This window comes from Variovorax boronicumulans (assembly GCF_029892485.1).
In the GTDB taxonomy this organism is placed as follows: Bacteria; Pseudomonadota; Gammaproteobacteria; order Burkholderiales; family Burkholderiaceae_C; genus Variovorax; species Variovorax boronicumulans_B.
In genome coordinates, this window is sequence record NZ_JARXVG010000002.1 from 424,514 (window position 1) to 442,580 (window position 18,067).

The 18,067-nt window shown below is 67.9% G+C and carries 14 protein-coding genes; 4 read left to right on the forward strand and 10 right to left on the reverse strand.

Going from position 1 to position 18,067, the window contains the following annotated elements:
• Nucleotides 1-51 precede the first annotated feature (51 nt).
• From M2282_RS07145 to imuA, 3 genes are read right to left on the reverse strand one after another with little or no spacing between them, the layout of a single operon-like run.
• The gene (locus tag M2282_RS07145; protein ID WP_280808075.1) at nt 52-3,423 is read right to left on the reverse strand and encodes an error-prone DNA polymerase; all 3,372 of its coding nucleotides are present in this window, start codon (nt 3,421-3,423) and stop codon (nt 52-54) included.
• Nucleotides 3,416-4,768 carry a Y-family DNA polymerase gene (locus M2282_RS07150; RefSeq protein ID WP_280808076.1) on the reverse strand — a complete coding sequence of 451 codons (1,353 nt, stop codon included), beginning with the start codon at nt 4,766-4,768 and terminating at the stop codon, nt 3,416-3,418. Before M2282_RS07150 ends, M2282_RS07145 begins: the two co-directional genes overlap by 8 nt.
• Nucleotides 4,737-5,543: a translesion DNA synthesis-associated protein ImuA gene (gene imuA, locus M2282_RS07155; protein ID WP_280808077.1), complete on the reverse strand. Its 807-nt coding sequence runs from the start codon at nt 5,541-5,543 to the stop codon at nt 4,737-4,739. Before imuA ends, M2282_RS07150 begins: the two co-directional genes overlap by 32 nt.
• A 111-nt stretch (nt 5,544-5,654) precedes the next feature.
• Here imuA and M2282_RS07160 point away from each other — a divergent pair, with 111 nt between their 5' ends.
• Nucleotides 5,655-6,785: an ABC transporter substrate-binding protein gene (locus tag M2282_RS07160; protein ID WP_280808078.1), complete on the forward strand. Its 1,131-nt coding sequence runs from the start codon at nt 5,655-5,657 to the stop codon at nt 6,783-6,785.
• A 160-nt stretch (nt 6,786-6,945) separates the two neighbouring features.
• Nucleotides 6,946-7,770 (forward strand): aldo/keto reductase, encoded by an 825-nt coding sequence (locus M2282_RS07165; RefSeq protein WP_280808238.1) that lies wholly within the window; start codon nt 6,946-6,948, stop codon nt 7,768-7,770.
• Here the strand turns inward: M2282_RS07165 and M2282_RS07170 are convergent.
• From M2282_RS07170 to M2282_RS07200, 7 genes are all read right to left on the reverse strand, one after another.
• The gene (locus M2282_RS07170; protein ID WP_280808079.1) at nt 7,757-8,719 is read right to left on the reverse strand and encodes a Bug family tripartite tricarboxylate transporter substrate binding protein; all 963 of its coding nucleotides are present in this window, start codon (nt 8,717-8,719) and stop codon (nt 7,757-7,759) included. The genes M2282_RS07165 and M2282_RS07170 overlap by 14 nt on opposite strands.
• 23 nt (nt 8,720-8,742) lie before the next feature.
• Nucleotides 8,743-9,867, reverse strand: coding sequence for a porin (locus M2282_RS07175; RefSeq protein ID WP_280808080.1), 1,125 nt, complete (start codon nt 9,865-9,867; stop codon nt 8,743-8,745).
• Between the two features lie 124 nt (nt 9,868-9,991).
• Nucleotides 9,992-11,692, reverse strand: coding sequence for a dihydroxy-acid dehydratase (locus M2282_RS07180; protein ID WP_280808081.1), 1,701 nt, complete (start codon nt 11,690-11,692; stop codon nt 9,992-9,994).
• Nucleotides 11,689-12,150, reverse strand: coding sequence for an aconitase X swivel domain-containing protein (locus M2282_RS07185; RefSeq protein ID WP_280808082.1), 462 nt, complete (start codon nt 12,148-12,150; stop codon nt 11,689-11,691). Before M2282_RS07185 ends, M2282_RS07180 begins: the two co-directional genes overlap by 4 nt.
• Nucleotides 12,147-13,442: an aconitase X catalytic domain-containing protein gene (locus M2282_RS07190; RefSeq protein ID WP_280808083.1), complete on the reverse strand. Its 1,296-nt coding sequence runs from the start codon at nt 13,440-13,442 to the stop codon at nt 12,147-12,149. The genes M2282_RS07185 and M2282_RS07190 overlap by 4 nt, the downstream gene beginning before the upstream one ends.
• A 53-nt stretch (nt 13,443-13,495) precedes the next feature.
• Entirely contained in the window at nt 13,496-14,350 is an 855-nt protein-coding gene (locus tag M2282_RS07195; RefSeq protein ID WP_280808084.1) for an IclR family transcriptional regulator, read from the reverse strand.
• 90 nt (nt 14,351-14,440) lie between these two features.
• Complete coding sequence (locus M2282_RS07200; RefSeq protein ID WP_280808085.1) at nt 14,441-15,889, reverse strand: FAD-dependent oxidoreductase; 1,449 nt, start codon at nt 15,887-15,889, stop codon at nt 14,441-14,443.
• Nucleotides 15,890-16,054: 165 nt separating this feature from the next.
• Between M2282_RS07200 and M2282_RS07205 the strand changes: the two genes are divergently transcribed.
• Together M2282_RS07205 and M2282_RS07210 are read left to right on the forward strand one after the other, a co-directional pair.
• The gene (locus M2282_RS07205; RefSeq protein ID WP_280808086.1) at nt 16,055-17,050 is read left to right on the forward strand and encodes a Bug family tripartite tricarboxylate transporter substrate binding protein; all 996 of its coding nucleotides are present in this window, start codon (nt 16,055-16,057) and stop codon (nt 17,048-17,050) included.
• Complete coding sequence (locus M2282_RS07210) at nt 17,047-18,051, forward strand: Bug family tripartite tricarboxylate transporter substrate binding protein (RefSeq protein ID WP_280808087.1); 1,005 nt, start codon at nt 17,047-17,049, stop codon at nt 18,049-18,051. Before M2282_RS07205 ends, M2282_RS07210 begins: the two co-directional genes overlap by 4 nt.
• Nucleotides 18,052-18,067 lie beyond the last annotated feature (16 nt).

The window sequence follows — 18,067 nt, forward strand, 5'->3', positions numbered from 1 at the left end:
GGAAGGCGCGAGGCGTGGAACGATCGGTTTCATCCATCGCGGTTGTGCCGGTCAATGGAAGTCGCGGCTGGTGTTGCTCTGCGCGAGCCGGCCCATGAGCGGCGTCAGGTCCTTGAAGCCGGTGGCGACGAGATGCTGCACCTTGCCGCCGCTGTCGTCGTCGCGCTGCCAGGTGCCCTGCACCGCGAGCAGGTGCGACTTCAGCAAGGGCTCGCGCCACGCCTCGATGACATGGTTCCAGACGATCACGTTGACGTTGCCGGTCTCGTCCTCCAGCGTGACGAAGATGGTGCCGTTGGCCGTTCCGGGCCGCTGGCGTCCCTTGACGATGCCGCAGGCGCGCACGGTGCGGCCGGTGGGCTGCGCGCGCAGTTCCTCCGCGCTCATGAGCTTCATGCGCGCCAGGCGCGGACGCAGCAGCGCCAGCGGATGGCGACGCAGCGTGAGGCCGAGCGCGACGTAGTCGCCGACGATCTCCTCGCCTTCGGGCGCCGCGGGCAACAGCAGCACCTGCTCGTTGATCGGCACGTCCTTGAGCAGGGCCGGCGAACGATGCTGCGCGGTGGCGTCCCACACCTGCTGGCGCCGATGGCCCGAGAGCGACATCAGCGCATCGGCCGCGGCTAGCGCGGCCATGTCCTTGCCGTCGAGTTCGGCGCGCAGGGCGAGGTCTTCGGTGCTGGTGAAGGGCGTTTGCGCACGGGCTTTCAGCAGGCGTTCGACGCCTTGTTTGGAAAGGCCTGAAATGCGGTTCAGCCCGAGCCGCACCGCGGGCTGGTTCTCGTTGCCCAAGCGCTCGGCGTAGCGCGCGTCGGTGCCCGAGGGCATGCGCGGTGCACCGGAGGCGCGGGGTTCGAGCGTGGTGTCGAAATCGCTGTGCGTGACATCGACCGGCCGCACCTCGACGCCGTGCCTGCGCGCGTCCTGCACCAGCTGCGAGGGGCTGTAGAAGCCCATGGGTTGGGAGTCGAGCAGCGCCGCGAGAAAGCAGGCGGGCTCGTAGTTCTTGAGCCAGCTGCTCACGGTGACCAGCAGCGCGAAGCTCGCGGCGTGGCTTTCGGGGAAACCGTAGTCGCCGAAGCCGAGGATCTGCTTGAAGATGGCTTCGGCGAATTCGGCCTTGTACTCGTTGGCAACCATGCCGTTCACGAGCTTGTCGTGGAACTTGTCGAGCCCGCCCTTGCGCTTCCATGCCGCCATCGCGCGCCGCAGTTGATCGGCCTCGTCGGCGCTGAACTTGGCCGCGATCATGGCGATCTGCATCACCTGCTCCTGGAAGATCGGAATGCCCAGCGTGCGCTCCAAGGCAGGCCGAAGTTCTTCCTTTTCGTAAGTGATCGCCAATCCCTTGGCCACCCGCTCGCGCTGCTTGAGATATGGGTGGACCATGCCGCCCTGAATGGGCCCCGGCCGCACGATCGCCACCTCGATCACCAAGTCTTCATAAGTGCGCGGCTTCAGGCGCGGCAGCATCGACATCTGCGCCCTGCTCTCGATCTGGAACACGCCGATGGTGTCGGCGTCGCAGATCATGTCGAACACTTTCTGGTCGTTGTTGGGGATGTGGTGCATCTCTACCATCGAGCCCCGCCAACGGTTCATGTGGTCGAGCCCGCGGCGAATCGCGCTGAGCATGCCGAGCGCGAGCACGTCGACCTTGAGCATGCCCATGGCTTCGAGATCGTCCTTTTCCCACTGGATGACGGAGCGGTCTTTCATCGACGCCTTCTCGACCGGCACCAGCCGCGTGAGCCTGGTGTGCGTGAGCACGAAGCCGCCCACGTGCTGGCTCAGGTGGCGCGGAAAGCCCTTGAGCCGCTGCGTCATCTCGATCCACTGGACGAGCTTGAGTTCGTCTTCCTTCACGCCCACGCGTTCGCATGCGGCATTCAACTGTTCGCCGAGCACGGCATCGTCGAACCAGTAGTGGTCCTTGGCGAATTCGTCGACCAGCCGCTCGTCGATGCCGATGGCCTTGCCTACGTCGCGCAACGCACTGCGGGAGCGATAGCAGATGACGACGGCGGCGATGGCGGCGCGCTCGCGGCCGTATTTCTCGTAGATGTACTGGATGACTTCTTCGCGGCGCTGGTGTTCGAAGTCGACATCGATGTCGGGTGGTTCGTGCCGATGGCGACTCAGGAAACGCTCGAACAGCAGATGGCCCTTCTCTGGATTGATCGCAGTGATGCCAAGGCAGTAGCAGACCGCTGAATTGGCCGATGAGCCACGCCCTTGGCAAAGGATGTTCTGCGACTTGGCAAAGCGCACGATGTCTTCCACCGTGAGGAAGAACATCTCGTATTCAAGTTCGAGGATCAGGTTCAGTTCCTTCTGAACTTGCCGGCAAACAACCTCGGGAATGCCCGAGGCATACCTTTCGAGCGGATATTGTTTGAGTGCCCCCTCCCACGTCTTTCGCACCAGCGTTTGCGCAGCCGTCTCGCTGCTGCCCACGGTTTCAAGCGGGTACTTGTAGTTCTCCCGGATCACCGCCGGATCGAACCTGCACCGCTCGGCCACCACCAGCGTATTCGCCAGCATCCCGGGCAAGTAAAGCTCGGCGAGTCGAACCCGCTGCCGCAGATGCCGCTCGGCATTCGACTGCAGCGCAAAACCGCACTCGGCCACGGTCCTGCCTTCGCGCACGGCCGTCAGCACGTCATGCATCGGCTTGCATGAACGCGCATGCATGTGCACATCACCCGCCGCCACGAGCGGCACGCCTGTCTGCTCGCTCGCCTGCATCAACGTGACGAACCACAGGTCGTCGTCGAGTTCGTTGAGCATTTCCACGGCCAGCCAGAGGTTGTCTGCGTAAAGCGCCTTGGCGGCCAGCAGGTCTTCATGCAGCGTGGCGACATCCATCGCGCCGCCCGGGTTGCGATGCGGCACGAAGAGCACCTGGCAGTCCTGCAGCGAAGCCACATCGCTGTCCTCCCAGCTCACGCGGTACTCGCCCTTGGGCAACTCGGTGTTGCGTGCGGCGGTGATGAACTCGCAGAGGTTGCCCCAGCCCTCGGTATCGTTGGCGATCACCACGAGCCTGAAGCGCTCGAAGCGGAACTCGCTGCCGAACAGCAGGCGGAAATCGAGGTTGCGCGGGATCGGCGGCTCGTCGGGGTTCTCGCGTTCGTATTCGTCGAGCGTGCGTTCCATGTCGCGCCTGCAGACGTAGGCACGCACGATGCCGGCCACCGAGCACTCGTCGGTGATCGCCAACGCCGCATACCCCAGCTGGTACGCGCGCTCGACCACTTCCTCGGGCGTCGACGCGCCGCGCTGGAAGCTGAAGTTCGTGAGGCAGTGCAGCTCGGCATAGTCCGGCAGCTTCGCCACGGTGTTCTTGCGCAACGGCACCGGCAGTGCATGCACCTTGGCCGGCTGGCGTTTGCGCTCTTCCTTGGCGCTCAGGTCAGGCATAGAACCCCTGCAGATACCAGCGCACCTCGCCCGAAGAAAACCGCGCCGAGGGCCGTTCGCGAAAGATCCACACGAGCCCCGCCTCGGGGCTTTCCGCCACGTAATAGTCGCGCATCGCCGGCTGGCCGCCGTCTTCCTTGCCGCCCCACCAGCCGGCCTCGACGCGCTGCGGGCCGATCAGCTTGCTGAGCGGGCCGCGGTAGCACGGGCGCTCGCCGTCCATCTCGAGCAGCAGGGGTTCGGGCAGCAGCCATGGCGGATAGATCGCATCGGGCTGCTGCGACTGAGAAGTCGCGGCCTTCGCTTGCTTGCGGGCCTTGTCGGGCACGGCCTTCTGCAGCGCAGGGCGCCACGCCTGCTTGCGCTCGGGCCGGTGGTCGGCCCGCGCGCAAGGCACCACCACCTGGTGCGCACCGAGCCGCACGCTCAGGCGCTCGACCATCTCGTGCAGCTTGTCGCCCTTGCGGTTGTCCTCGGGCAAGAAGCTGGTGCTGGCGCCGGCCCACGGATCGGTTTCGAGCGTACGCAGCCGCAGCCAGCTCGCGGGCGCCGCGAGCGTGGTGAGGGCGAGCTTTTCCGACAGCAGGCGGCGCAGGTGCGCGAGGTCCTGCGTGGGCTCGGCCGTGCGCACGGTGACCTGCTGGTGCGGCGGCAGGTTCACGCCGTTGAAGCGCTTGAGGTCGAGCGTCCATTGCAGCTCGAGCGCGCGCGCGCCGCGCTGGCGGGCGCGCAGCCAGATCTGCAGCGCCGAGAGCAGCCGGTTGGCAGACCACATGAGCTCGGGCGCGGTCTCGGCGAGCGCGGGCAGCTCCAGCTTCTGCTCGAACACGTCGGGCAGCGTGAGCCAGTTGTGGCTTTCGGGGCGCAGGCCCCAGGCCGTGTCGAGTGCTGCGCGCAGTTGGGTGCCGAAGCGCCGCGTGAGGCCGCCGCGCGGCAAGGCGGCCACATCGCCCCAGGTGCGGCAACCCAAGCGGGCGAGCAGGTCGAGATGGGGGCGCGCGGCGGTCAGCGTGTCCAGCGGCAGGCCGGCCGGTACGTCCTTCGGGCGCTCTTCCTGCCGCTCGAACATGCGCAACCGCGCGAGCGCGATCAGGCTCGTGGAACCTTGCGCGCCGAGCATGCGCACGTCGGGCGCAGGGTTGGCGGCGACCAGTTGGCGCATCAGCTGGAGCCGCCCACCCCACAGGCGCTCGCAGGCCGAGACTTCGAGCATCAGCGCCTCGTCCTGCCAGGCGACGTGCGGCGTGTATTCCAGCGCCCACCAGCCCAGCGCTTCGGGCGTGGGCAGCTGCGGTGCGTCGGGCGCGCCGGCTTCAAGCGACCACCGCAATGCGATCCAGTGCATGGGGGCCTCCCTTCCATGCGTCGATGCGCACCACGGTCGCGGACGTTGCTGTTTCGCCGACCGGCACGGTGCCCAATTGCTGCAGACGCAGCTTGCGGCGCAGCCGGGCCGCGGCCAGCAGCGCCGTCATGCGTTCGTTGCGTGCCGGCAGCATCACCGGCGCCGCCAGCGGCGGACCGCGGCGCTTCAAGATGCGCAGTTCGATCTGCGATGCATCGGCTGCGCAGCTCTCCACCTGAAGCCGCAACCGCGCAGGCGAGGCCCCTTGCGCGGCCGACTCGGGCCTGCACACGAAGAGCAGCACGTCATGCTGGGCGGCCGCCAGCTGCAGCCGCCGCAATTCGCCCACCCGCGCCTGCGGCAGCCATGCCAGCACGGCAGCCACGTCCGCGCAGCGCAGCGCCTGCTCGCAGGCCCACAGCCGCGCGGCCGGCGCGTCGCTCTTGACCCACATCAGCGCTTCCACCGGCAGGCCCTGCGCCGCGAGCGAGGGCCCGCAGGGTTCGTAAGGCGCGCCGATCAGCACCACCGGCCCGCCGCGCGTCTCCACTGCCTGCGCCAGCGCGGGCAGCAGCAGCCGCCAGACATGCGCTTCAGGCGCGCTTTGCAGCAGCTCCGTCATCGCGCCGACCGGCCAGCCGCCGCCGGGCAATTCGGCGTCGAGCGCGGCGTGGCCGGTCGCGACGACCTGCGCGTCGGCCAGGCCGAGTTCGTCGGCATGCCAGACGCCACGGCCTGCGGCGGCGGAAAAGGAGTCGAGGAAAGGGAGGCCCATGATCAGGAGTGTTAACTGTATTTTTATACAGTATTTCCCGCATCGCAACCGGAGATCGATTTACCCGGGAGGGCTCGCGCCTTAAGATAGGTTTGTTAACAGTTTGTGACCATGACACACAAAAAGATTCAATTCCTGGCCTCGGCCTTCGCAGCTTTTATCCTTGGGCTGTCTGCTTCGGCGCATGCGCAGACCGCCAAACCCCTGCTGATCGGCCAGACCTACGTGCAGACCGGCCCGCTCGCGTCGCTGTCGACCGAGCCGCTGGTCGGCATCCGTGCCATGTTCACCACGCTGAACGCGAACGGCGGCGTCAACGGCCGGCCGATCGAGTTGCGCCAGCTCGACGACGCGTACGACCCCGCCAAGGGCGCCGAGAACGTCAAGGCCTTCGCCCGCGACGGCGCCGTCGGCGTGCTGATGCCCATCGGCACCTCGTCGGCCGCGGGCGCGATCAAGGCGGCCAACGAACTGAAGATTCCCATCGTCGGCGCGTACACCGGCGCGGGCCCGGTGGTGAAGTTCACCGAATACGGCTTTCCGGTGCGCATCAGCTTCGACGAGGAATACAGCCGCATCGTGAACCACCTGTTCACCATCGGCCTCTCGCGCATCGCCTTCGCGCACAACGACAACCCCGGCGCGCGCTCGGCGATGGAGAGCACGCAGAAATTCATCGCGGAGCGCGGCGACAAGATGGTCGGCAGCGTCGCCATCAAGAACGACGGCTCCGATGCCGCCGAGCGCGCGGCCGAGCTGGCCAAGCTCAAGCCCAAGGCGGTGGTGCTGTCGGCCACCAACGACGTGGCGGCGAAGTTCATCACCGCCTACCGCGCGGCGGGCGGCGAAACGGCCTTCTATTCGTTCTCCTTCCTGAACGGGCAGAAGCTCTTCCAGGACATCAAGAAGGATGCGGCTGGCGTGGTCATCTCGCAGGTCGTGCCCTACCCGTGGAACAGCGCAATGCCCGTCATCGCCGAGTACCAGGCCGCGATGAAGAAGATCGGCGTGAACGATTTCAGCTACGCGAGCCTGGAGGGCTACGTTGCGGCCAAGGTGCTGGTCGAAGGCCTGAAGCGCGCGGGGCCGAACCCCACGGCCGAATCGCTGCAGAAGGGCCTGGAGTCGTTCAAGACGCTGGACATCGGCGGCATCGCCGTGTCGTACCGGCCGGGCGAACATCGCGGGCTGACCTTCTCCGAGTTGTCGATGCTCAAGGCCGACGGGCGCTACCTGCGCTGAAATCGCCGCGGGCAGGCGCAGAATTTCGTTCGTGACCACCCCCTCCACGAACGCACTCCACCTCCCCGCCCTCACCCGCGCCCGGCTGCTGCGCCTGGGCGCCGCATTCTGCGCGGGTGCTGCGCTCCCTTCGTTCGCCCAGCAACAAGGCAAGCCCGCGATGCAGATGACCATCCGCCCCATCCCTTCCACGCAAGAGGCCTTGCCGGTCGTCGGCTGCGGCACCTGGATCGGCTTCGACCAGCGCCCCGGCACCGACGAGTACAAGCGCCTGCCCGGCGTGCTCGATGCGCTCTTCGCGGCCGGCGGCAGGCTGATCGACAGCTCGCCGATGTACGGCCGCTCCGAGGAAACCACCGGCGAGTTGCTGGCCACGAAACAGCGCGACAAGCCCTTCCTCGCCACCAAGGTCTGGACCTCGGGCCGCGACGCCGGGATCGCGCAGATGGAACAGTCGTTCACGCGGCTTCGCACGAAGCAGATCGACCTGATGCAGGTGCACAACCTCGTCGACTGGCGCACCCACCTGGCCACCCTGCGCGGCTGGAAGGAGAAAGGCCGCGTGCGCTACATCGGCATCACGCACTACACCGCCTCGGCCTACGGCGAGGTCGAGGCCGTGCTGCGCGCCGAGAAGCTCGACTTCCTGCAGATCAACTATTCCCTCGACGCGCGCGATGCCGAAGAGCGCCTGCTGCCGCTCGCGGCCGAACGCGGCGTGGCGGTGATCGTCAACATGCCCTTCGGTGGCGGCGGCCTGCTGCGGCGCCTGCGCGACAAGCCGCTGCCCGCCTGGGCCGGCGAGATCGGCTGCACGAGCTGGGCGCAGGTGCTGCTGAAGTTCGTGCTGAGCCATCCGGCCGTGACCTGCACGATCCCGGGCACGAGCCGCGCCGAGCACATGGCGGACAACGCCGCGGCCGGCGCGGGCACCTTTCCCGATGCGGCCTTCTGGCGCCTCGAGGCCGCCGCTATTCGAACTTGACGTTGTGCTCCCGCACCGTCGCGCCGAAGGCGTCGTACTGCGTGCGGAAGAACTCGGCGAACTTCGCGGGGCTCATGCCGTAGCCCTCGAAGCCCTGCTGCACCAGCTGCGCACGCACGTCGGGCCGCTTGAGCGTGTTCTGCAACTCCTGCGAAAGCTTCTCGGTGATCTCCTTCGGCAGCCCCGGCGGCCCGAAGAAGCCGGCCCACGGTGTGATGGTGAGCTTGCCCAGCCCCAGCTCGCCGCCCGTCGGTACATCGGGCAGCAAACCGCTGCGCTGCGGCAGCAGCGTGACCAGCGCGCGGATGCGCCCCTCCTTCACGAAGCCCGGCGCCAGGGTGCCGGTGGTGAACATCATGTGGATCTGCCCGCCCAGCAGGTCGGTCATGGCCTGCATGTCGCCCTTGTAGCGCGCGTTGACCACCTTGCGCTCGCCCAGGAGCTGCAGCATCGCGAGTTCCGAGGCGCTGTTGCTCGAGGCCGAGTTGTACGCGCCAGGCTTGGCCGCGATCATCGCCAGCAGTTCGTTCACGCTTTTGACGGGCAGGCTGGCCGGCACCACGAGGAACATCGAGAACTGCCCCGCCGAGCTGATCGGCGTGAAGGCCTTGAACGGGTCGTAGGGCGAAGTCGGCCGCAACGTGGGCGCCGCCACCATCGCGGTGTTGGTGCCCATCAGCAGCGTGTAGCCGTCGGGCTTGGCCGACGAAGTGGCCTGCGCCGCGAGCACACCGTCAGCGCCGGGGCGGTTCTCCACGATCACCTGCTGGCCGAGCTGTTTGGACAGCCCCTCCGCGATGATCCGCGTGAGCGAATCCGCGCCGCCGCCGGGCGCGAAGCCGACGATCAGCCGCAGCGGCTTGTTGGGATAGGCGTCGGCGCTCCAGGCCGCGGCACCGGGCAGCACCGTCGTTGCAAGGGCCGCCAGGGCCAGGTTTCTGCGTCGCATGAAAGCCTCCTTGGTTCAGAAGATCAGAAGAGGTGGCGCACACCGAACTCCCACCCCGACGAGCGCCGCCCGCCCGCCGGCGCGCTGCCGCCGCTCACCACGTAGCGCGCCTGCCCGCTGTTCATGAGCCGCGCGTAGGTGCCGTAGAGCGCGGTGCGCCTGGAGAGGTTGTGGACGTAGCCGATGCCGAACTGGCGCGCGTCGTCGCGGTTGCGCGGCATGCCGTTGGCGTTGCGCAGGCTCTCGTCGCTGCGGTCGTCCAGGTAGGCGTAGCTCACGCGGATGCGGCCGACTTCGAAGGCCGGAATGTGCGCGCCGATCTCGGCGGTGTTCTTGCGCACCGTGCCGGCGGCGAGCTTCACCGTCACCTTGTTGTAGAGCGCGAAGAACTTCGCAAAGCCCGCATCCCACGAGCCGCCGATGTTGGCGTGCGTGTAGTTGCCGATGGTGGAGGTGGCATTGAAGTGCGAGCGCGTCACGGCCGCGGCGATGTCGAATGCGCCCGAGGCAAAACCGAAGCGCGCGCCGCCGAAGTTGCCGTCGTCGCGGTTCGGCGCGGTGGAGTCGTTCTCTCCGGTGCCGATCATCGCCATGCCGTAGAAGCCGCCCAGCCTGGCCGGCAGCCAGTAGCTCACCGTGTTGCTGCCGGTGATGGCCGTGGGCAGCGGCCCGGTGCCCGCGCCCGCGAAGGTGAGGTTGCCCGCGCGCGCCACGCCGTTGGCGTTGAAGGGGTCGAAGTAGATGCTGTTGTAGTGCGTGGGAATGAAGTCGTGGCCCAGCCGCACTTCGCCCAGCGAATCGTGCGAAAGGCTCACGAAGGACATGCGGTCGAAGGTGATCGGCCCCGCCGTGCCCGCCCCGCTCGTCTGGTTGTTGGTGTTGCTGGGCCGGCCAGTGCCCAGGTCGGGGTTCAGGCTGCCTTCGAGCCAGAAGCCCGCGCGCAGGCCACCGCCCAGGTCTTCGGTGCCGCGAAAGCCGATCCGGCTGGTCGAGAGTCCGCCGTTCGACAGCGCCTTGACCGAGCCGCCGCCCTCGCCTTTGGTGTACTGGACGCCCAGGTCCATCACGCCGAACACGGTCACGCTGGATTGCGCGTGCGCCGCGCCGCTGGCGAGGCCGATGGCCGACCACATCAAAAGTCTCTTCATGGTTTCTTGTCTCCTGCTCTTTTCTTGGTTGAAAACTCTGGAATCACTCGGAAATGGCGCAGGGCTGCGCCACCGGGTGCGCATGGGGGTGCGCACCGGTTGGCGAAGCCGGGTTGGAAAAGGTCTAGCTGGCGGGCTGCGGGCGTTCGGTGCGCACGAGCACCGCGCCCTTGGACAACGGGCTCACATTGCGCCGGTACTGCTGCAGCCAGCCGGTGTCGAAGGCCGGCGGCGGCGCCTGCCAGTCGGCGCGGCGGGCGGCGAGCTCGGCGTCGGTCAATGCGATGTCGAGGCGGCGCGCGTCCAGGTCGATGGTGATCACGTCGCCGTCGCGCACCAGGCCGAGCGGCCCGCCGAGCGCGGCTTCGGGCGACACCTCGGCCACCACGAGCCCCTTGCAGACCAGGCCCGAGAGGTGCCCGTCGGTCAGCAGCGCGACCTGGTCACCCAGGCCCGCGCCATCGACCGCGAAGACCACGCGCGATGCGCCACCGCCCATGGCCGGGCCGCCGCAGGCACCGGCGCCGCGCATCACGACCACCTGGCCGGGAACGATCTCGTTGTTCTTCAGCGCGGCGATGGCGGCGTCCGAGGTCCAGAAGCACACGGCCGGGCCGGTGAAGCGGCGCACCTTGCGCTCGGCGATGCCGGTCTTGATGAGGCCCGACTCGGGCGCGAGATTGCCGCGCAGGAGCACGATGGCCGGCAGCGGCGCGACCGGGCGGTCGATGGGGCGGATGACCTCGGCATCCATCACTTCGGCATGGCGCAGGTTGTCTGCGACAGTGCCGCCGGTCACCGTGAGCGCGCCCGTGTCGAGCAGCGGCGCGAGCTGCTTCATCAGCGCGCGGCAACCGCCCGCCGCCTCGAAGGCTTCGATCGAATGCTCGCCGATGGGCCGCACGCCGGCCAGCACCGGCGTCGTGGGCCCGAGGCTTTCGAAGAGGCCGTACACGTCGACGCCGCACTCGCCTTCGGTCGATATCGCCTGCAGGTGCTTGGCCGTGTTGAGCGAGCCGCCGATGGACAGCACCGCACGCACCGCATTGGCGAAGGCGCCGGGCGAGAGGATGTCGCGCGGCTTCAGGTCGTCCAGCACCATCTGCACGATGCGCGCGCCGGCTGCGCGCACGTCGTCCATCATCTTCGGGCTCAGCGCGGCGACGGGCGCGCTGCCGGGCAGCGCCATGCCGAGCGCCTCGCAGACGATGTGCATCGAGTTCGCCGTGCCCAGCCCCGAGCACACGCCCGGCCCGCGGATCGCCTCGCGGCTCATGCCCACGAGTTCTTCGATGGGCAGGTTGCCAGTGACCGCGTGCATCGCGCCGATGAACACCTCCTCGATGTCCATGTGCTTGCCGCGGTACTCGCCGCTGGGCTGGTAGCCGCAGGGCACGAGCAGCGCCGGAATGTTGAGCCGCGCGGCCGCCATGAGCTGCCCCGGTACGGTCTTGTCGCACGAGGTGAGGCAGACCATGCCGTCGAGCTGCGCGCCTTCGACGGCCACCTCGATGTCGTTGGTCACGAGGTCGCGTGCGCCGAGCATGTAGGCGCCGCGCGCGCCCGCGCCGGTGATGAAGTCGCTGGGCGCGGCGGTGCGGATCTCGAACGGCACGCCGCCCGCCGCGCGGATCGCGGTCTTGATCTCCGCCGCCACCTTGTCGAGATGGCTGAAGCACGCGGCCAGCTCCGAGGAGCTGTTGACGATGGCGATCTTGGGCTTCTCGCAATCCTCTTCGGGGATGCCGAGCGCGCGCCAGTGCGCATTGCGCACCGACCACAGATAGGAGCCGCGCGGGAAGTTGCTGCGCAATGGGCGTGTCATGGGCGGTCTCCGGTCTTGTGATTCTTCTTGGTGATCTCGATCACGCCGCGGTCGGCGTCCACGCGCACCCAGTCGCCGGTCGCTATGCATTCGAGCGGATCGCGTTCGAAATCGGTCATCGAAGGCGAGTGCGTGACCACGGCGCCCAGCGCCATCTTGGTCGTCATCTCGTTGAACAGGAACGCCGCGGGCGCCGAGTTCATGAGCCGCGTCATGTGGAACATCGCCGACCAGCCCGACGAGCCCTTGGCGCCCGGGAACACCAGCACCTTGCCCGCAAAGCTCTGGCCACGCAGTTCGTGCCGCGTCTCGATGACGGTGCCGGTGCGCGGATCGATGCCGCCCCAGCCCGAGATGCGGTCGCGCGTGACCAGCGCCTCGCCTTCCGCGACGCCGCCCACGACCTTGCGGCCGCGGATGACGATGGTCTTCTCTTCGGTCATGACTTCAGCGCTCATGCGTAGCTCCCGTTCCAGCGGCCGGTGCAGGCCGCATCCACGCATTCGGCCGTGCTGCCGAACCAGGCCTGCACGCCGAGGATGGCGGGCAGGTAGTGCGCCTGCTTGGCCGAATCGAGCGCCACCGTCTTCGTGCCCTTGGGGACCGCGCGGCTCATGGCCGAGCAGCTGTCGGTCATGAGGATGCCGCCCGCGTCTTCGATGATCTTCGTGTAGCCGTTGCGGTCGGCCAGCGACTTGATGGCGCGCGGCGTGAAGATCCACAGCTCGCAATCGGGGTGCACCTTGCGCCCCTCGATGAGCTGCGCGGCCTCCCAGATCTGCTCGATGGTGTAGTGCGGGCAGCCCAGCATCACGTACTGCACTTCGGCGTCCTTGCCCGTCACGTTGATCTTCTCGTAGGTCGCGCGGCGCTCGGCTTCGCCGTAGCGCAGCACTTCGACGGGCGCCTTGCCGCCGAGCGCCTGTTCCAGCGTCAGCGCCTCGGGCGTGACGCCGGCGATGTGATACATCTCCACGCCGCCCGACGACGATGCCGCCGCCCCGAAGTGCTTGAGCCGCGGCAGGTTCGGCACACGGCCGATGCCGCGCCTGCTGTGCACCACCGGCACGCGCTCCTGCACGTGTTCGCCGATGTAGTAGCCCAGCAGGCCCCAGTCCTGCACCGACTCGACCTCGATGTCGAGCTCGATCACATGCGTCGCGCGGCGGTTCTCGTCGAGGTGGTAGCCCCAGTAGGGAATGCGGCCGGTGAGCATTGCCGCGCCCGTGCTCTCGCGGCCCTCGGTGTTGGTGCGCGCACCCAGCACCGAATTGCAATACACCACCGCTGACGATTCCATCCACGCGCAGTGCTCGCCGCGCGTCGGGATGTTGCCCACCTGGTAGGGCGTGCAGGTGTTCATGATCTGCGCACCGAGGCCGGCCGCATGCCGCTCGCTGCGGTTGTAGAACTGCACGATCTCCTCGCTCACGCCCATGCGCTCGGGCTGGCCGGGGTCGAAACCCAGCTGCAGGTGGCTGGTGAAGACCTTGAACTTGGGGATCTCGACCGTCTCCTGGCTGTCGAGGCTGAATTCGGAGAACACCGCGTCCATGCCGCCGCCCTTGGCAAGCGCGAAGTCGCGCTGGAAGGGCGTGGTCGAGGTGATGGTGGCGCAGACGTTGCGCGTCTCGACCAGTCGCTCGGCGCCGAGGGCTTCGCCGTAGCGCATCAGGAGGTCCATCGCCTTCTGCACGGCCGGTCCGTCGCGGCCGTCGTACATGGCTTTTTCTTCGTTGCTCAGGTGCATGACCTGTGTCTCCGTTCTTCTGTCGTCGTGGGGAATGAACCCCGGCCGGGTTGCTAGCCCGGCGAGGGCGTGAGCGTGGGTGTAGGCACGTGGCCGCCGATGTCGCGCGCAATGGTGAGCGCGATGTCATGCAGCCGCGGTGCGAGTTCGTTGCGCAACCTGTCTTCGGTGAACACGAAGGCGGCGCCGCCGCCGTTGAGCGCCATCACCTCGCCGTCGGGGCCGATGAGCGGCACCGACACCGAGTTGATCTCGCGATGGAATTCGCCGAGCGAGAGGCAGTAGCCGAGCTTCCTGGCTTCGCCGATGGCGCGCGTCATGGGCGCGGCGATGCCGTCCCATTCGGGGCCGCGCAGGAGGCGCATCGAATCGACCAGCTGGTTGCGTTGCGCATCGGGCAGCGCCGAGAGATACGCACGGCCGAGCGCCGAATTCGGCAGCGGCGCGCGCGAACCCACGTCCAGCCGGGCCGAGAGCATCGACGAGCGCGGGCGGCAGGCCTCGATCAGCACCATCTCCATGCCGTCGCGTATGGCGAGGTAGACCGAGGCGCCGACCTCTTCGGCCATGGCCTGCATGCTGGGCCGCGCGGCGGCGCGCACATCGAGGCTGCCGAGGAACACGCGCGAGAGCGACACCACGCCCGGCCCGAGCATGAAGCGGTCGGCCACCTGCGCGGGCTTGAGCATGCCCAGCGAGAGCAGCGTCGCGACCAGCCGGTTGACCGTGGGGCGCGGAATGCCGGTGATGCGCGCCACCTCGGCATGGCCGAGCACCGGCCGGTCTTCGCTGAAGCAGCGCAGCACCGAGATGCCGCGCTCCAGCGCGCTCACCGTGTCGGAGCGCTCGCCGCGCGCATCGGAAGCATCGGCCGCGGAAAGAGAGCTGTCGTTTTTTTCGTTGGACATGGAGGGACCCTTTGAACGCTTTGCAAGACTCTGCAATGTAGAGGCTCGCGAAAGGGAGTCGGCCGGGTTCATGGCGAAGCGGGGATGCGGTCAGGCGCTGGCTTCGGCCGCGACAAATGCCGCGCCCTGCTCCGCACCGGCGCGCAGGTACACGCCCTGCGCCAGCAATTCGGACTGCAGCGCGCCGACCTCGATGAAGCGCGGCGCGATGCCGCCGCGCGAGGCCAATGCCGCCGCCACGCCGGCTGCTTGCCCGGTGATCCAGCACTGCGGAATCTCGCGCATGAAGCCGTGCGAATTGCGGTCGCACGAGATGTGGCGCCCGCAGGCCAGGAGGCCGTCGAGCTGCTGCGGCACCAGCGCGCCATAGGGAATGGAGATGTTCGGGAATTTCGGCGACACCGCGGGCGACACGCCGATCTCGTCCGCCAGCGCCACGCCATCGGGCCACTGGCTGCGCAGCACCGAGCCCACGCCGGAGAGGCGCCGCGCATGGCGCACGCCGATCTGGGGCGCGCTCAGCATCAGGTAGGCGTCTTCGAAACCGGGCGCGTGCGCCTTGAAGTAATCGAGGTGCGCGGCCATCGCGCGGTGCGAGCGCACTTCGACGGCCGTGAGGTCGTCCACGTCGAGCGCCGAGTAGCCCGACTGGCGCGGCCCCATGAAGAGCGCCACGTCGTTGCGCCAGGAGACGAAGGGCCGTTCGAAAAGACCCAACTGCTCGCGCCCTCGCGCCATGAAGCCGGCGAAGGCCTCGGGCTGGCCGGCCTTGAATTCGATCCACCGGTTCATGTCCACGCCGCCGAAGAGCCACGAGGTGTTCATGCAGTGGTGCACGTCGGCCTCTTCGATGTCGTTCACGAAGGCGGCGCCGGCACGGGCGAACAGGTCGCCGTCGCCGGTGGCATCGACCACCACGTCGGCCATGATGGCCATGCGGCCTTCCTTGCTCTCGAAGACCACGCCCTTGACGGCGCCGTCCTGCACGATCGGAATCGCGGCCCACGAGTGGTAGATGAGCTTGACCTTGCGCTCCAGCACGATCTCCTGCGAGAGCAACTTCAGGCGCTCGGGGTCGATGGTGGGCGACCAGGTGACGACGCCGTGGTACGCCGCCGTGCGCTGCGACCAGTGCGCGGCCTTGGCCGCGTCCTGCGAGCCCCAGTCTTCGCGCTGCGGGCCGGCGATAGCGTCGGCGGGGAGGCGGTCGAACAACTCTTCGGCGAAGCCGCGGATCACCAGCTTGCCTTCCCAGTCGGTCATGCGGTCGATCCAGATCACGAGCCCGCCGGTCGACAGGCCGCCCAGGTGGTTGTAGCGCTCGAGCAGCGCCACGTCGGCGCCAGCGCGGGCTGCGGCTGCGGCGGCGGCAGTGCCCGAAGGCCCGCCGCCGACCACCAGCACGCCGCAGCGGTGATAGACCGGGATGTTCTTGCCGGGCTCGGCCCAGCTGCCGTGGTCAGGGCGTTTGACGCGGCTGTCGCGGTCGAAGATGTCGGAGGACAGGATGCGCTCGTCGGTGCGGACGACAGTTTTCATGGATAGGTGTCCTGGATGGGCTGTTTCGTCGCATTTTGATTTCAATGTTCATTTTGTCAAACACAAAAGGCCATAAAAGCCATTTGTTCGGGGTATTCCCTAGTTAATGTGGATTTTTATGATTTTCTAAATCAATATAAGAAGAACATTTCAACGGAGACATCGATGAAGACACTCAACGGCACCCGCCGTGCATTCGGCTCGGCCCTCGGCGCCGCGGCCTTGCTGGGCCTGGCGCCGCTCGCGTTCGCGCAGGACTTCCCGTCGCGCAGCAAACCGATCCGCATCGTCGTGGGCTTCACCGCCGGCGGCGGCACCGATGCGCAGGCGCGCATCGTGGCGCAGAAGCTCGGCGAGGTGCTGGGCACCAGCGTGATCGTGGACAACCGCCCCGGCGCGAGCACGATGCTCGCGGCCAACGAGGTGTCTCGCGCGCTGCCCGACGGCTACACGCTGCTCTACGCGCCCTCTTCCACGATGGCGCAGAACCCGCACACCTTCGCGCAGGTGCCCTACGACCCGTTCAAGGACTTCACCCCCATCTCGATGGGCGGGCGCGGGCCGCTGGTGCTGTCGGTGAGCACCACGGTGCCGGCCAACAACGTGAAAGAACTTGTGGCTTACGTGAAGGCCAACCCCGGCAAGGTGAGCTATGCCTCGTTCGGCGCGGGCACCTCCTCGCACATCTACGGCGAGGCCTTCGTGAAGAAGACCGGCGTCGATGCGGTGCACATCCCCTACAAGGGCGGCTCGGACGCGGCGAAAGATTTGATCGGCGGGCGCGTGCAGTACATGTTCGACTCGGCCTCGTCGGCGGTCATCACCTCGGCCTCGGGCAAGGTGAAGATCCTCGCGATCGCGGCGAACGCGCGCATCCCGGCGCTGCCCGATGTGCCCACCTTCGCCGAGCAAGGCATCGCGGGGCTCGACCTGCCGAGCTGGCTCGGCTTCTACGGACCGGCGCACATGCCCGCGCCGGTGGTGGCCAGGCTCAATGCGGCGCTCACGCAGGTGCTGGCGATGCCGCAGGTGCGCGAGTTCTATCGCACGGGCGGCTACGAAGCGGGTGCGACGACGCCGGAGGAATTCGCCGGCATCACGCGCACGACCTACGAACGCTGGGGCGCGATGGTGCAGCAGGTAGGCTTGGCCAAGCAATGAGCCCCTCTTCTTTCATCACCCGACGCAGTGCGGCCGCGTGGCTCGCGCTGGGCGCGGTCGCCTTGCCGCTGACTTCGCTCGCAGCTTCGCCGGCGGCCTTTCCGGAAAAGGGCCGCACCATCCGCATCGTGCTCGGCCTCGCGGCGGGTGGCGCCTCCGATTCGCAGGCGCGCTTCGTCGCCAACAAGCTCGGCGAGGTGCTGCAGACGCCGGTCATCGTCGAGAACCGGCCGGGCGCGAGCTTCATCCTCGCGACCGAGGAGGTGATCCGCGCGGCGCCCGACGGCTACACCTTCATGTACGCGCCCTCTTCCGTGGTCGCGCAGAACCCGCAGACGCTGGCGCAGGTGCGCTACGACCCGTTCAAGGACCTCACGCCCATCTCGCTCGGCGCGCGCGGCCCGCTGGTGCTGACGGTGCACACCAGCGTGCCGGCGCGCAACGTGCAGGAGCTGGTCGCCTACATCAAGGCCAACCCCGGGAAGATGAGCTACGCCTCCTTCGGCACCGGCACCTCGTCGCACATCTACGGTGAGGCCTTCGCGCGGCAGGCCGGGCTGGACGTGGTGCATGTGCCCTACAAGGGCGGCGCCGATGCGGCGAAGGATTTTCTCGCGGGCCGCGTGCAGTATTACTTCGATGCGGCGCCCAATGCCATCCAGAACACGGCCACCGGCAAGGTGCGCATGCTCGCGGTGGCGGCGCCCAAGCGCAGCGCGATGCTTCCCGACGTGCCCACGATGACCGAGCAAGGCGTGAGCGGCGTCGACATGGCGAGCTGGCTCGGCTTCTATGGTCCGGCGCACATGCCGGCGCCGGTGGTGACGAAGCTCAACGCTGCGTTGGCGCAGGTGCTCGCGATGCCGGCCACGCGCGACTTCTTCCACCAGGGCGCGTACGAAGCGGAATCATCGACCCCGCAGCAACTGGCCGAGCTGACGCGCACGACCTACGACCAGTGGGCCGAGACCATCCGCAAGCTCGGCCTCACGAAGCAGTAACGGCGGCAGCAGCGGC

What these genes read in the sequence shown, in the direction of transcription:
- M2282_RS07190 (WP_280808083.1), bottom strand. Translation starts at nt 13,442, where the DNA reads ATGCACCTGAGCAACGAAGAAAAAGCCATGTACGACGGCCGCGACGGA.
- M2282_RS07185 (WP_280808082.1), bottom strand. Translation starts at nt 12,150, where the DNA reads ATGAGCGCTGAAGTCATGACCGAAGAGAAGACCATCGTCATCCGCGGC.
- M2282_RS07165 (WP_280808238.1), top strand. Translation starts at nt 6,946, where the DNA reads ATGCAGATGACCATCCGCCCCATCCCTTCCACGCAAGAGGCCTTGCCG.
- M2282_RS07160 (WP_280808078.1), top strand. Translation starts at nt 5,655, where the DNA reads ATGACACACAAAAAGATTCAATTCCTGGCCTCGGCCTTCGCAGCTTTT.
- M2282_RS07205 (WP_280808086.1), top strand. Translation starts at nt 16,055, where the DNA reads ATGAAGACACTCAACGGCACCCGCCGTGCATTCGGCTCGGCCCTCGGC.
- M2282_RS07200 (WP_280808085.1), bottom strand. Translation starts at nt 15,889, where the DNA reads ATGAAAACTGTCGTCCGCACCGACGAGCGCATCCTGTCCTCCGACATC.
- M2282_RS07145 (WP_280808075.1), bottom strand. Translation starts at nt 3,423, where the DNA reads ATGCCTGACCTGAGCGCCAAGGAAGAGCGCAAACGCCAGCCGGCCAAG.
- imuA (WP_280808077.1), bottom strand. Translation starts at nt 5,543, where the DNA reads ATGGGCCTCCCTTTCCTCGACTCCTTTTCCGCCGCCGCAGGCCGTGGC.
- M2282_RS07180 (WP_280808081.1), bottom strand. Translation starts at nt 11,692, where the DNA reads ATGACACGCCCATTGCGCAGCAACTTCCCGCGCGGCTCCTATCTGTGG.
- M2282_RS07150 (WP_280808076.1), bottom strand. Translation starts at nt 4,768, where the DNA reads ATGCACTGGATCGCATTGCGGTGGTCGCTTGAAGCCGGCGCGCCCGAC.
- M2282_RS07210 (WP_280808087.1), top strand. Translation starts at nt 17,047, where the DNA reads ATGAGCCCCTCTTCTTTCATCACCCGACGCAGTGCGGCCGCGTGGCTC.
- M2282_RS07195 (WP_280808084.1), bottom strand. Translation starts at nt 14,350, where the DNA reads ATGTCCAACGAAAAAAACGACAGCTCTCTTTCCGCGGCCGATGCTTCC.
- M2282_RS07175 (WP_280808080.1), bottom strand. Translation starts at nt 9,867, where the DNA reads ATGAAGAGACTTTTGATGTGGTCGGCCATCGGCCTCGCCAGCGGCGCG.
- M2282_RS07170 (WP_280808079.1), bottom strand. Translation starts at nt 8,719, where the DNA reads ATGCGACGCAGAAACCTGGCCCTGGCGGCCCTTGCAACGACGGTGCTG.